Source organism: Pseudomonas sp. G3-39 (assembly GCF_054790485.1).
The window spans coordinates 275106-289387 of record NZ_CP186497.1 but is presented as its reverse complement, the minus strand read 5'-3'; the positions used below and the strand labels follow the sequence as shown (position 1 = coordinate 289387).

The following is a 14282-nucleotide window of genomic DNA, read 5'->3' as shown; positions in this document are numbered from 1 at the left end:
CCTGCTCGCGATAGCGATTTGTCAGTCAACGAAGCTGTTGAATGTGACGGCGCTATCGCGAGCAGGCTCACTCCTACATTGGATCAGTGGTGACTGAACAGCCCGGTAACCGGCGCTCAGTATATCGATCCGGCCCAACAATCGTTGGGCCTTACGCACATTTGTTGCAGAAAATCACTCCAGTGCCTTCCAGATATCCGTGGCGTACTCGCGAATCGTCCGGTCGGACGAGAACCAGCCCATCCGCGCCGTGTTGAGCACTGCCGAACGCCACCAGTTGTTGGCGTCGTGCCAGTGCGCATCGACGCGTTTTTGCGCTTCCCAGTAGGAATCGAAGTCGGCGCAGACCAGGAAGCGGTCGTAGTCCACCAGCGAGTCGATCAGTCCGGTGTAACGCGACGTGTCATCCGGCGAGAACACACCACTGCGGATCGCTTGCAGCACGTCGCTCAAACGATGCGACGCGGCGATGTCCGGCGCGGCGCTGAACTCGTGGTTCTGTTTGCGCGCCTCGACCTGCTGTGCGCTGAGGCCGAAGATGAACATGTGCTCGGCGCCGATGCGCTCGCACATTTCCACGTTGGCGCCGTCGAGGGTGCCGATGGTCAGCGCACCGTTGAGGCCGAACTTCATGTTACTGGTGCCCGAGGCTTCGAACCCGGCCGTGGAAATCTGCTCGGACAAGTCCGCCGCCGGAATGATGCTCTCCGCCAGGCTGACGTTGTAGTTGGGCAGGAACACCACCTTCAGCAAACCGCGTACTGTCGGGTCGTTGTTCACTACCCGGGCGATGTCGTTGGTCAGTTTGATGATCAATTTGGCCTGGTGATAACTGGCCGCCGCTTTACCGGCGAAGATTTTCACCCGGGGTACCCAGTCGACTTCAGGCTCGGCGCGGATTGCCTGATACAGCGCCACGGTGTGCATCAGGTTGAGCAACTGGCGCTTGTATTCGTGGATCCGTTTGACCTGCACGTCGAACATCGCCGCCGGATTGACCGCGATCCCCAGCCGCTCGTGAATCAGATAGGCCAAGGCCTTTTTGCTGTGCAGTCGCTGTTCGGCGAAGGCTTTGCGGAAGGCGGGTTGCTCGGCGAACGGTTCCAGATCGAGCAAGCGCTCTTCCGGGTTATCCAGCACCTCCGGGCCGAGGGAGTCGACCAGCATCGAGGTCAGTTCGGAGTTGGCCTGGAACAGCCAGCGGCGGAAGGTGATGCCGTTGGTTTTGTTGTTGATCCGCTCCGGGTAGAGCTTGTGCAATTCGGCGAACACGGTCTTGCGCATCAACTGCGTGTGCAGCCCGGACACGCCGTTGACGCTGTGCGAACCGAGGAACGCGAGGTTGCCCATGCGCACCCGGCGACCGTTGTCCTCTTCGATCAACGACACCGCGCGCAGCACGTCGAAATCATGAATGCCTTTGGCGCGCAGCGAGTCGATGTGCTGGGCGTTGATCAGATAAATGATCTGCATGTGCCGCGGCAGCATGCGTTCCATCAGGCCGACCGGCCAGGTTTCCAGCGCTTCGGGCAACAGCGTGTGGTTGGTGTACGACAAGGTATCGACCGTGACTTGCCACGCCGCATCCCAGGCCACGTCGTAGACGTCGACCAGTTGCCGCATCAATTCAGCAACGGCAATCGAAGGGTGGGTGTCGTTGAGCTGGATCGCCGCGTGATCGCCCAGGGTCAGCACCGAGGTGTGCATGTTGCGATGACGACGCAGCAAATCCTGCAAGGAAGCGGCGACGAAGAAGTATTCCTGGCGCAGGCGCAGTTCCTGCCCGGCCTCAGTGCTGTCTGCCGGGTAAAGCACGCGGGAGATACTTTCAGCCCGGGCCACTTCGGCGACGGCACCCAGGTGGTCACCGGCGTTGAAACGCTCCAGGTGCAGATCCTCCATGGCGCGCGCACGCCACAGCCGCAAGGTGTTGACGCTCGCCCCGCGCCAGCCGACCACCGGGGTGTCGTAGGCAATCGCCCGTACGGTTTCTGCTGGCGACCAGACCTGTTTGGTTTTGCCGCTGGCATCGGTGACGGTTTCGACACTGCCGCCGAAGCCGATGGTGTACACCACCTCCGGACGTTCAAATTCCCACGGGTTGCCGAAGTCCAGCCAGTGCTCGGTCTGCTCCTGCTGCCAGCCATCGACGATGGCCTGCCGGAACAGCCCGTGCTCGTAGCGAATGCCATAGCCGTGCCCGGCGATGCCGAGGGTCGACATGCTTTCCATGAAGCACGCCGCCAGGCGTCCGAGGCCGCCGTTGCCGAGAGCCGCATCGGGTTCCAGCAGACGGATGCGTTCCAGATCGACACCGAGTTCGGTCAGCGCTTCACGGGCGACATCGAGCAGGCCAAGGTTGCTCAGGCTGTCATAGAGCAAACGGCCGATGAGAAATTCCAGCGAGAGGTAATACACCCGCTTCTGGCCTTTGCGGTAGATCTGCCGGGTGTGGTCCATCCAGTGTTCGACCATGTGGTCGCGCGCAGCCAGGGCAATGGCTTCGAACCAGTCATGGTCGAAGGCGTGATCCGGGTCTTTGCCCACCGCGTAGGTGAGTTTGGTCAGGACGGCATCGCGGAATGCGGCCACCTCTGCTTCGCGAACTAGTGGTTCTTGAGTCATCGATAGGACCTCGAGCGAGCGGGGAATTGTCTGAGCCTAGACGGTCTGACCGACGGTAGAGGCGCAGGTTCGGCAGTTTTTCCGAAGACGTTGAGATAGCCCGGCATTACCTTGGCGAGTGGGCTAATGAATGCAGGGGCCGTGCCGGACTGAATGGCATTTGCGTGGCGTTTGCAAAAATCTGGCGAAAGGTTGTTCAAAAATCCACCAGTCCCGGTATGATCGCGCGCCCTGATGCACACACGCCTGGTAACCCCCGATGATGAAGCCCAACCTGATTGCCGCCGCCGAGATCGACCGTCTCGATACGTGGGCCAAATATTCGGCCCCGATGTGCGGCTCTTGTGTCTCCAGCTGCTGCACCCTGCCGGTCGAGGTCAAGATCAAGGACCTGGTACGCATCGGCGTGGTCGACGAGTTCGAGCTGGGCGATCCGCCGAAGAACATCGCCAAGCGCCTGCAAAAGGAAGGTCTGGTCGAGCGCTTCAATCAGAAGTCGGGGATCTTCACCCTGCAGCGCATGAGCAACAACGATTGCTACTACCTGGATCGTAAGAGCCGCCTGTGCACCATTTATGACAAGCGCCCGGACACCTGCCGCAACCACCCGAAGATCGGCCCGCGCCCAGGGTATTGCGCGTACAAGCCGAAAGAAGTCGAGCGGGTGCAGAATTCGCGGTCGATCGAGAAGTTTTGATCTTTTCCTGAAATTTCCGGCGCCTGTTAGGCCGCCTTCGCGAGCAAGCCCGCTCCCACAGGGAATCGATGGCGTACACAAGAGTTGTGTTCACCAAAAATCTACTGTGGGAGCGGGCTTGCTCGCGAAGAGGCCAGCACCAACACCGCACAACCCTCAGCTGAACCCCAGACAAACAAAAACGCCCCCGGTCTCGCGACCGGGGGCGTTTTTTTCAAGCTCGGGCTAAATTACGCCTTGGCTTTCTTGGCAGCGCGGGTACGCTCGCTTTCGTCCAGGATCTTCTTGCGAAGACGGATGGACTTAGGAGTCACTTCGCACAGCTCGTCTTCCTGGATGTATTCCAGAGCCTGTTCCAGAGTGAAGCGAACAGGTGGTACCAGAGCGATGGTTTCGTCTTTACCCGAAGCACGCATGTTGTCGAGCTTCTTGCCTTTGGTAGGGTTCACACCCAGGTCGTTGTCGCGGCTGTTCTGACCAACGATCTGACCGTTGTAGATCTCCTGGCCGTGTTCTACGAACAGCTTGCCACGAGCCTGCAGGGTTTCCAGCGAGTAGGTCAGTGCCTTGCCGGTTTCAACCGAAACCAGAACGCCGTTCTGACGGCCGGACATGTGGCCCGACTTCACTGGAGCGTAACGGTCGAAGATCGAGGTCAGGATGCCAGCACCGTTGGTCAGGGTCAGGAACTGGTTACGGAAACCGATCAGACCGCGAGCAGGGATGTTGTATTCCAGACGAACACGGCCCTTGCCATCCGGCACCATGTTGCTCAGGTCGCCCTTACGCAGACCCATCTCTTCCATGACCTTGCCCTGCGATTCTTCAGGGATGTCGATGGTGACGTTTTCGAACGGTTCCTGCTTCACGCCGTCAACTTCACGGATGATCACTTCAGGACGGCCCAGGGCCAGCTCGAAGCCTTCGCGACGCATGGTTTCGATCAGTACCGAGAGGTGCAGCTCACCACGGCCGGAAACCTTGAACTTGTCAGCCGAGTCGCCTTCTTCAACGCGCAGTGCAACGTTGTACAGCAGCTCTTTGTCCAGACGATCCTTGATGTTACGGGAGGTCACGAACTTGCCTTCTTTACCGCAGAATGGCGAGTCGTTTACCTGGAAGGTCATGGAAACGGTTGGCTCATCAACGGTCAGCGGCTTCATCGCCTCGACGGTGTTGATGTCGCACAGGGTGTCGGAGATGAACAGCTCGTCGAAGCCGCTGATGCAGACGATGTCGCCAGCCGCTGCTTCTTCAACGTCAATGCGGTGCAGACCGTGGTGACCCATCAGCTTCAGGATACGACCGTTGCGGCGCTTGCCGTCGGCGCTGATCGCGACAACCGGGGTGTTCGGCTTGACGCGACCACGAGCGATACGGCCAACACCGATAACACCCAGGAAGCTGTTGTAGTCCAGAGCGGAGATCTGCATCTGGAACGGACCGTCACGGTCAACGGCCGGAGGCGGAACGTGGTCGACAACTGCCTGGTACAGCGCAGTCATGTCTTCGCCCATGGCGGTGTGATCCAGACCGGCGATACCGTTCAGGGCCGAAGCGTAAACAACCTGGAAGTCCAGTTGTTCTTCGGTAGCACCGAGGTTGTCGAACAGGTCGAAGATCTGGTCCAGAACCCAGTCCGGACGCGCGCCTGGACGGTCAACCTTGTTGATGACCACGATTGGACGCAGGCCGGCTTCGAACGCCTTCTTGGTCACGAAACGGGTTTGCGGCATAGGGCCGTCTTGAGCGTCAACCAGCAGCAGAACGGAGTCAACCATCGACATTACGCGTTCTACTTCGCCGCCGAAGTCGGCGTGGCCCGGGGTGTCCACGATGTTGATGTGGTAGCCGTTCCAGTTGATGGCGGTGTTTTTCGCCAGAATGGTAATACCGCGCTCTTTTTCCTGGTCGTTGGAGTCCATCACGCGCTCGTCGTTGAGCTCGTTGCGCTCCAGAGTGCCGGATTGACGCAGGAGTTTGTCTACCAGGGTGGTCTTACCATGGTCAACGTGGGCAATGATGGCGATGTTACGTAGATTTTCGATCACTTGTGTATCTCGATCAGAGGATTCGGTTTGCTGACAAGTCTTGGCAGCGATTAACAGTAGTGTCCGGCATGGCCGTTACAGCTTGACGGCGGTGTCGGGGGGCCGGTGACGCAGGCCACAGGCAAACAGCCCCGGGCACTTAGCTCGGTCGATAAACGCGCACATTGGCATGCCCCTCACTGAGCAAATGGTGAGCATGCAGGCGACTCATCACGCCTTTGTCGCAATACAGCAGGTACTGGCGAGTCGGATCCAGCTCCTTGAAACGAGCGTTCACTGCGTAGAACGGCATCGTCTGTACTTCTATGCCGGCAAGTTCCAGCGGGTCATCCTCGGCCGCATCCGGGTGACGGATGTCGATGACGATCTGACCGGCCAGCGCTTCGCCGACTTCTTCGATCTGCAAGTCCTGGCCCAATTCGTCGATCACTCGATCGATCGGCACCAGTTTGGCGTTTTCGAGCGCACGCTCGAGAACCGCCATGTCGAATTCTTTCTCTTCGTGCTCAACACGGTGGCGCTTGGCGGCAGTCTTCGGATTGACCGAGATGACCCCGCAGTACTCCGGCATGTGCCGGGCGAAATCGGCGGTGCCGATCTCGTTGGCCGTGTCGATGATGTCCTGCTTGTGCGCAACGATCAGTGGGCGCAGGACCAGTTTGTCGGTCACGCAGTCGATCACCGACAGGTTCGGCAGCGTCTGGCTCGATACCTGGGAGATCGCTTCGCCGGTGACCAGCGCGTCGATGTGCAGCCGGTCGGCGATGGCCGACGATGCGCGCAACATCATACGCTTCAATACGACGCCCATATGACTGTTATCGACTTTGCCGAGAATTTCGCCCAACACTTCTTCGAACGGAACACTGACAAATAGCACGCGTTGTGAGCTGCCGTACTTCTTCCAGATGAAATGCGCGACTTCCATCACGCCCAATTCGTGGGCACGACCGCCCAGATTGAAGAAGCAGAAATGCGCCATCAGGCCGCGGCGCATGATCTGGTACGCGGCAACCGTCGAGTCAAAGCCGCCGGACATCAGTACCAGCGTCTGCTCCAGGGCGCCGAGCGGGTAACCGCCGATGCCGTTGTGCTGGCTGTGGATGACAAACAACCGTTGGTCGCGAACTTCGATGCGAACTTCGATTTCCGGGTCTTTGAGGTCGATTCCGGCCGCACCGCACTCACGACGCAGCTTGCTGCCGACGTATTTTTCGACGTCCATCGAGCTGAACGGGTGCTTGCCTGCACGCTTGCAGCGCACCGAGAAAATCTTCCCGGCCAGTACATCGCCGTAGTGCTGTTTGCACTTCTCGGTGATGTCGTCGAAGTCGCCCAGCGGGTACTCGTCGATCTGCAGAAAATGCGCGACACCCGGGGTGCAGACCAGGCGCTCACCCATCTCTTTCAAGGCTTTGGGGTCGGTAACGCGGGTTTCCAGCTCGAGATTGTCCCACACACCGTTCACCACCACGGCCGGGTCCAGATCGCGGAGCACGGCGCGGATGTTCTTGGCCAGCTGGCGGATGAAACGCATCCGGACAGGGCGGCTTTTGATGGTGATCTCGGGGAAGACTTTTACGATTAGTTTCATGAAAACAGCGCGCGCAGGGCCAGCCGAAAAAGGGGGGCGCGGATTATAGCGGAAATTGCTCAAGGTTTAACCAGTTAATATGCAGAAGGTTTCACTTGCACCAAAACAGGTCATTTCTGATTTGAAGCGCTACATTAAGGGGCGAGATTTTCACTCTTATGGCACTTTGCGGTGCTCAAAGCGTGAAATTGGGGCAAAAAACCCATGCTGGGGCACTGGCATGCAATTTGCTCCCTTGTGAGGCAGGTTGCCTTGGCAGAGTATCTGCGCCGGCATCACCCCTATTAAGGGCATCCACTACCAAGCCCTAAGCCACCCGGAGGACACTATGTCGAAGTCGGTTCAACTCATCAAAGATCATGACGTCAAGTGGATTGATCTGCGCTTCACGGACACCAAAGGCACTCAGCACCACGTGACCATGCCGGCTCGCGATGCGCTGGAAGACGACTTCTTCGAAGTCGGCAAGATGTTCGACGGTTCCTCCATCGCTGGCTGGAAAGGAATCGAAGCCTCCGACATGATTCTGCTGCCGGACGACGACACTGCCGTTCTGGACCCGTTCACCGAAGACGCAACCCTGATCCTGGTTTGCGACATCATCGAACCGTCGACCATGCAAGGTTACGATCGCGACCCGCGCGCCATCGCTCACCGCGCCGAGGAATACCTGAAGACCACCGGTATCGGTGACACAGTCTTCGCTGGCCCAGAACCAGAATTCTTCATCTTCGACGAAGTGAAGTTCAAGTCGGACATCTCCGGCTCGATGTTCAAGATCTACTCCGAACAAGGCTCGTGGATGTCCGACCAGGACATCGAAGGCGGCAACAAAGGCCACCGTCCTGGTATCAAAGGCGGCTACTTCCCGGTTCCGCCGTTCGACCACGACCACGAAATCCGTACTGCCATGTGCAACGCACTGGAAGAGATGGGCCAGACCGTTGAAGTTCACCACCACGAAGTGGCGACTGCCGGTCAGAACGAAATCGGTGTCAAGTTCAACACCCTGGTGAAGAAAGCTGACGAAGTTCAGACTCTGAAATACGTTGTCCACAACGTTGCCGACGCATACGGCCGCACCGCGACCTTCATGCCGAAGCCACTGTACGGCGACAACGGCTCGGGCATGCACGTGCACATGTCCATCGCCAAAGACGGCAAGAACACCTTCGCTGGCGAAGGCTATGCCGGCCTGTCCGAAACCGCCCTGTACTTCATCGGCGGTATCATCAAGCACGGTAAGGCCCTGAACGGCTTCACCAACCCGGCCACCAACTCCTACAAGCGTCTGGTGCCAGGTTTCGAAGCTCCGGTAATGCTGGCCTACTCGGCGCGCAACCGTTCCGCCTCGATCCGCATTCCTTACGTCAACAGCCCACGCGGCCGTCGTATCGAAGCACGCTTCCCGGATCCGGCTGCCAACCCGTACCTGGCTTTCGCAGCACTGCTGATGGCCGGTCTGGACGGTATCCAGAACAAGATCCACCCAGGCGATGCCGCTGACAAAAACCTGTACGACCTGCCGCCTGAAGAGGCGAAAGAGATCCCACAAGTTTGCGGCAGCCTGAAAGAAGCCCTGGAAGAGCTGGACAAGGGCCGTGCGTTCCTGACCAAGGGCGGCGTGTTCTCCGACGACTTCATCGACGCTTACATCGCGCTGAAATCCGAAGAAGAAATCAAGGTCCGTACCTTCGTACACCCACTGGAATATGAGCTGTACTACAGCTGCTGATCCGGTAGCGCCGTGCTACGCGGCGTGACAATAAGAGGCCTCCTTCGGGAGGCCTTTTTATTGCCCACGATTTATGAAACTACGCAAAACCCCTGTGGGAGCGAGCAAGCCCACTCCCACAGGGATTTTTGGCGTCTGAATGATCTCCGGATATGTCCCGGGTTGGGCCAACCGCCGCACCTGGCCTATGCTGCACCCCATCGCTTTCTTTCCCGGTCGATTTCATGGGTCGCACCTTTCTCTACATCCTGCTGCTGATCGCCCTGCCCGCCGCCGCGCAGATCTACAAGTACACCGATGCCAATGGCAACACGGTTTACAGCGATCACTCGCCGGACGGTGTTCAGGCGCAGCCGGTCGAGTTGCCGCCACTCAACCGCGTCGAGCCACAGGCACCGAGCGCGCCAGCGCCTTCAAGCACCGACACACGCCCCGCGGCACGCAGTGCCTACGAGGTGTTGGAGCTGACCGGCCTGCCCAGCGAAGAAGCGCTGCGCGCCAACAACGGCACCTTCACTGTCAATGTGCTGATCAAGCCGCGCCTGCAGGCGCCGCACCAGTTAAGGCTGGTGCTGGACGACACACCTTATGGCCAGCCGAGCAACGTGCCGATCCTGCAATTGGTGAATGTCGATCGCGGCGAGCATCGTCTCGCGGTGCAGGTGATCGACGGCGAAGCGATCATCCAGCAGAGTCCGGCGGTGGTGTTCACCGTACAGCGGGTGCACAAGCCATGAGAATTTTCTGGCTGATCCTGTGCCTGTTCGCCCTGCCCGTTTCGGCAGAGGTCTTCACCTATGTCGACGCGCAGGGCAATCGCGTCTACACCGACCAGCCGCGCGACAACGCCAAGCGCGTGCCTATCGCCACCAGCAATCGCATGTCGGCCAACCCCACGGCTGCAGCACCGATCAGCGCTGCAAAAAAGGTCGCGGAACAACCGCTGTTCCACTACGACATGCTGCGCGTCCTGATCCCCGAGCCGGACGCGACCCTTCGCAGCAGCGCGGGCGAGGTGATCGTCAGCGTCACCAGCGAACCCGGTTTACAGCACGGCCATCGCTATCGCCTGCTGCTGGACGGCCAGGCCACTGGCGAGCCGGGACTGAGTCCGGTATTCCCGCTGAGCAACATCGACCGCGGCAGTCACAACCTGTCGGTGGAAATCCTTGATGAGCAGGGTCGCACCGTCGAGCGTACCGCCAACCAGCCGTTCCACATGCTGCGCATCTCGCTGGCGCAGAAACGCCAGGTCAAACCCTGCGTCAGCGAGGACTACGGCGTGCGCCCGGAATGTCCGCTGAAAGACAAACCTGCCGAAGAAAAAAATCCCTTCCTGCGCTTCTTCTAACGCCATTCAGCTTTACGCACTATATTGGTGCAATAGTCTGCACCGTACCCAGATTCCAACCCATTTTGGGTCGAAACTTCCCGTTCGAGCTGGCACCCTGCCACTCAAACGAGCGTCAAACGCCTGTTTCACGGGTTGAACGCTTCTTTTCGGAGCCTTGGTTTGGTTTTTGCATTTTCCGTTTAACGACGCCTGCTTCTTGCGCACGCTCCGCCCCCAAAAGAGGCTCCGATGACTATTAGCGACGCAATCCACCGTTTGCTGCTCGACAACCTGACCACCGCCACCATCCTGCTCGACGCCGAACTGCGCCTCGAATACATGAACCCGGCGGCCGAGATGCTGCTAGCCATCAGCGGTCAGCGCAGCCATGGGCAGTTCATCAGCGAGTTGTTCACCGAGTCCACCGAGGCGCTCAACTCGCTGCGTCAGGCGGTCGAACAGGCACACCCTTTCACCAAGCGCGAAGCGATGCTCACCGCCCTCACCGGCCAGACTCTGACCGTGGACTACGCAGTGACACCGATCCTCAGCAACGGCGCGACCATGCTTCTGCTTGAGGTGCACCCACGTGATCGCCTGCTGCGGATCACCAAGGAAGAGGCGCAACTGTCCAAGCAGGAAACCAGCAAGATGCTGGTGCGTGGTCTCGCCCACGAGATCAAGAACCCGCTCGGCGGCATCCGGGGCGCCGCGCAGTTGCTGGCCCGCGAACTGCCGGAAGACAGCCTGCGCGATTACACCAACGTGATCATTGAAGAGGCCGACCGCCTGCGCAATCTGGTCGACCGCATGCTCGGCTCGAACAAGCTGCCGTCGCTGGCCATGTGTAACGTCCATGAAGTGCTCGAACGCGTCTGCCAACTGGTCGAAGCGGAAAGCCAGGGTTGCATCACCTTGGTGCGCGACTACGACCCGAGCATTCCCGACGTATTGATCGACCGCGAACAAATGATTCAGGCCGTGCTGAACATCGTGCGCAACGCGATGCAGGCGATCAGCAGCCAGAACGAGCTGCGTCTGGGCCGCATCAGCCTGCGCACCCGGACCATGCGCCAGTTCACCATTGGCCACGTCCGCCATCGCCTGGTGACCAAAATCGAGATCATCGACAACGGCCCGGGGATCCCTGCAGAACTTCAGGAAACCATCTTCTTTCCCATGGTCAGCGGCCGCCCGGACGGTACCGGGTTGGGCCTGGCCATTACCCAGAACATCATCAGCCAGCACCAGGGCCTGATCGAGTGTGACAGCCACCCCGGCCACACCACGTTCTCGATCTTTCTGCCACTGGAACAAGGAGCCACATCGACATGAGCCGTAGTGAAACCGTGTGGATCGTCGATGACGACCGTTCTATCCGTTGGGTTCTGGAAAAAGCCTTGCAGCAGGAAGGCATGACCACGCAGAGCTTCGACAGCGCCGATGGCGTGATGAGTCGTCTGGCCCGTCAGCAGCCTGATGTGATCATTTCCGACATCCGCATGCCGGGCGCCAGTGGCCTCGACCTGCTGGCACGCATCCGCGAACAGCACCCACGGTTGCCAGTGATCATCATGACCGCGCACTCCGACCTCGACAGCGCAGTGGCCTCCTATCAGGGCGGTGCTTTCGAATACTTGCCGAAGCCATTCGACGTTGACGAGGCGGTATCGCTGGTCAAGCGCGCCAATCAGCATGCGCAAGAGCAGCAAGGCCTGGAAGTGGTGCCGGCGCTGACCCGCACCCCGGAAATCATCGGCGAAGCGCCGGCGATGCAGGAGGTGTTTCGCGCCATCGGCCGCTTGAGCCACTCCAACATCACCGTGCTGATCAACGGCGAATCCGGTACCGGTAAAGAACTGGTGGCCCACGCCCTGCACCGCCACAGCCCGCGCGCGGCCTCGCCGTTCATCGCGCTGAACATGGCGGCGATCCCGAAAGACCTGATGGAATCCGAGCTGTTCGGCCACGAGAAAGGTGCGTTCACCGGCGCGGCCAACCTGCGTCGCGGGCGCTTTGAACAGGCGGACGGCGGCACGCTGTTCCTCGACGAAATCGGCGACATGCCGGCCGATACCCAGACCCGTTTGCTGCGGGTGCTGGCCGACGGCGAGTTCTATCGCGTTGGCGGGCATGTGCCGGTCAAGGTCGACGTGCGGATCATTGCCGCGACTCACCAGAATCTGGAAACCCTGGTGCATGCCGGGAAATTCCGTGAGGACTTGTTCCACCGCCTCAACGTGATCCGCATCCACATCCCGCGCCTGTCGGACCGTCGCGAAGACATTCCGACCCTGGCCAAGCACTTCCTCAGCCGCGCTGCGCAAGAACTGGCGGTGGAGCCGAAGCTGCTGAAAAGCGAGACCGAGGAATACCTGAAGAACCTGCCATGGCCGGGCAACGTGCGGCAGCTGGAGAACACCTGCCGCTGGATCACCGTGATGGCCTCCGGGCGCGAAGTGCACATCAGTGACCTGCCGCCGGAACTGCTGAGCCTGCCGCAGGACTCGGCGCCAGTGACCAACTGGGAGCAGGCGCTGCGCCAGTGGGCCGATCAGGCGTTGGCCCGTGGCCAGTCGAGCCTGCTCGACAGCGCGGTGCCGGCGTTCGAGCGGATCATGATCGAGACCGCACTGAAGCACACGGCCGGTCGCCGTCGTGATGCGGCGGTATTGCTCGGTTGGGGACGTAATACCCTGACGCGCAAGATCAAGGAATTGGGGATGAAAGTGGACGGTGGGGATGATGATGAGGGGGATGAGGGCTGATCAACCACACCCTCTGTGAGAGTGGGCTTGCTCACGAAAGCGCTGCTCATGAAACGTATCAGTAACTGACGCGACGTCTTCGCGAGCAAGCCCGCTCCCACAGTGGTCCCGCCGTGCACCAACCTAATGCACTTTGACCCGTGATCGGGCATCGCAACCTGTGCAAAAACCATCCAGGCAAGACTGAAAAACCCAGCCAGTAAAAACACCAAAGCCCCGATTTACGGGGCTTTGGTGCATTTGAGGGATTTTTCTGTTTCCAAATACTAAAACTGGCACGCCGCCTGCAATAACCCTCACAGGTGATTCGATTCACCACCCGTTTCGGGGACCTTGGTACAGGCAGGCCGGGGATTCCCCTCTTTACACCGGGTTCAAACCGCAACGCGGCGAACCCACCCTTTTGGGATCCTTGGTACAGGCAGGCCGGGGGTTCCCTCTTTACACCGGACCGACGCTCTCAGCGAAGTCCACCCCGTTTTGGGAACCCTGGTACAGGCAGGCCGGGGATTCCCGCTTTTATTGCCCCCGGAGATGGATCTCCAGCCGCCAGCGGTCATCGACCTTGCTCCCGGCCCACTCCCCTTGCAGCGGCCGCGCCGCCAGCACCGTCAGCAACAGCCCACCGTCACTCAAGCGCGTTCGCCAGTTCACGTCCTTGCCGTTGAGCTTCAGCTGACCCTTTTGCGCCTTGCCCTCTGCCTGAAACAACAGGGCCACGGTGCCATCGATGATTTCACCGTGCAGCTTCGGTTCGTTGCTGAACCACACCACCAGGCCGTCACCGGTCACGTCGACCTGCTGCAGCACACTGGGGTCCGGCGTGGTCAGGCGACCGATCATCAAGCCGACCATCACGCCGACAATCGCCAGCGAACCGATCACCCGCGGGAATAGTTTCGAACGCGGGTCGGCTTGCGGCGTAGAATGCGCGTCATCTTTACCTTCGGAGCCGTGCATGTTTCACGTCATCCTTTTTCAACCAGAAATTCCGCCGAACACCGGCAACGTTATCAGGCTGTGCGCCAACAGCGGCTGCCACCTGCATTTGATCGAACCGCTGGGTTTCGAGATGGACGACAAGCGCTTGCGCCGGGCCGGTCTCGACTACCACGAATATGCCACGTTGCAGCGCCACGCCGACCTCGCCAGTTGCCTGGAAAGCCTCGGCAACCCACGGCTGTTCGCGTTCACCACCAAGGGCTCGCGGCCGTTTCACGACGCCGCGTTCGTCCCGGGCGATGCGTTCATCTTCGGCCCGGAAAGCCGTGGCCTGCCGGCGGAAGTGCTCGACGCCCTGCCCGCCGAACAGCGCCTGCGCCTGCCGATGCGTGAAGGCTGCCGCAGCCTGAACCTGTCCAACACCGTGGCGGTGGCCGTGTACGAAGCGTGGCGGCAGAACGACTTCAAATAACACCGGATAACAAATGTGGGAGCGGGCTTGCTCGCGAAGGCGTCGGATCAGATGACATTGATGTC

11 protein-coding genes are annotated in these 14282 nt (G+C 59.9%); 7 read left to right on the top strand and 4 right to left on the bottom strand.

The features are described 5' to 3' along the window. Positions 1 to 174: 174 nt before the first annotated feature. A complete protein-coding gene (locus ACOYXG_RS01335; RefSeq protein ID WP_460355493.1) occupies positions 175 to 2625 on the bottom strand; it encodes a glycogen/starch/alpha-glucan phosphorylase in 2451 nt (816 codons plus the stop codon). 259 nt (positions 2626 to 2884) lie between these two features. Between ACOYXG_RS01335 and ACOYXG_RS01330 the strand changes: the two genes are divergently transcribed. Beyond that, positions 2885 to 3322, top strand: coding sequence for a YkgJ family cysteine cluster protein (locus tag ACOYXG_RS01330; RefSeq protein ID WP_007961740.1), 438 nt, complete (start codon positions 2885 to 2887; stop codon positions 3320 to 3322). 230 nt (positions 3323 to 3552) lie between these two features. Here the strand turns inward: ACOYXG_RS01330 and typA are convergent, their stop codons facing one another. Both typA and thiI read right to left on the bottom strand, forming a co-directional pair. Beyond that, positions 3553 to 5373, bottom strand: coding sequence for a translational GTPase TypA (gene typA, locus ACOYXG_RS01325; protein WP_007961739.1), 1821 nt, complete (start codon positions 5371 to 5373; stop codon positions 3553 to 3555). Between the two features lie 139 nt (positions 5374 to 5512). Next, positions 5513 to 6967, bottom strand: coding sequence for a tRNA uracil 4-sulfurtransferase ThiI (thiI, locus tag ACOYXG_RS01320; protein ID WP_047600876.1), 1455 nt, complete (start codon positions 6965 to 6967; stop codon positions 5513 to 5515). Positions 6968 to 7295: 328 nt separating this feature from the next. On the opposite strand from thiI, the gene glnA reads away from it, so the two are divergent. The 5 genes from glnA (at position 7296) to ntrC (ending at position 12803) form a co-directional block, all read left to right on the top strand. Beyond that, positions 7296 to 8702, top strand: coding sequence for a glutamate--ammonia ligase (glnA, locus tag ACOYXG_RS01315; protein ID WP_003220788.1), 1407 nt, complete (start codon positions 7296 to 7298; stop codon positions 8700 to 8702). Positions 8703 to 8926: 224 nt separating this feature from the next. After that, complete coding sequence (locus ACOYXG_RS01310) at positions 8927 to 9439, top strand: DUF4124 domain-containing protein (RefSeq protein ID WP_096796685.1); 513 nt, start codon at positions 8927 to 8929, stop codon at positions 9437 to 9439. Then, positions 9436 to 10053: a DUF4124 domain-containing protein gene (locus tag ACOYXG_RS01305; protein ID WP_460355488.1), complete on the top strand. Its 618-nt coding sequence runs from the start codon at positions 9436 to 9438 to the stop codon at positions 10051 to 10053. The genes ACOYXG_RS01310 and ACOYXG_RS01305 overlap by 4 nt, the downstream gene beginning before the upstream one ends. A 231-nt stretch (positions 10054 to 10284) precedes the next feature. Beyond that, positions 10285 to 11370, top strand: coding sequence for a nitrogen regulation protein NR(II) (glnL, locus tag ACOYXG_RS01300; protein WP_007909240.1), 1086 nt, complete (start codon positions 10285 to 10287; stop codon positions 11368 to 11370). Beyond that, complete coding sequence (ntrC, locus tag ACOYXG_RS01295; RefSeq protein WP_007961729.1) at positions 11367 to 12803, top strand: nitrogen regulation protein NR(I); 1437 nt, start codon at positions 11367 to 11369, stop codon at positions 12801 to 12803. The genes glnL and ntrC overlap by 4 nt, the downstream gene beginning before the upstream one ends. Before the next feature lie 519 nt (positions 12804 to 13322). Here the strand turns inward: ntrC and ACOYXG_RS01290 are convergent. Next, positions 13323 to 13763 (bottom strand): hypothetical protein, encoded by a 441-nt coding sequence (locus ACOYXG_RS01290; protein WP_460355485.1) that lies wholly within the window; start codon positions 13761 to 13763, stop codon positions 13323 to 13325. On the opposite strand from ACOYXG_RS01290, the gene trmL reads away from it, so the two are divergent. Further along, entirely contained in the window at positions 13762 to 14217 is a 456-nt protein-coding gene (gene trmL, locus ACOYXG_RS01285) for a tRNA (uridine(34)/cytosine(34)/5-carboxymethylaminomethyluridine(34)-2'-O)-methyltransferase TrmL (RefSeq protein WP_027611265.1), read from the top strand. The two genes, ACOYXG_RS01290 and trmL, sit on opposite strands and share 2 nt — an antisense overlap. The last annotated feature ends 65 nt before the right edge of the window (positions 14218 to 14282 follow it).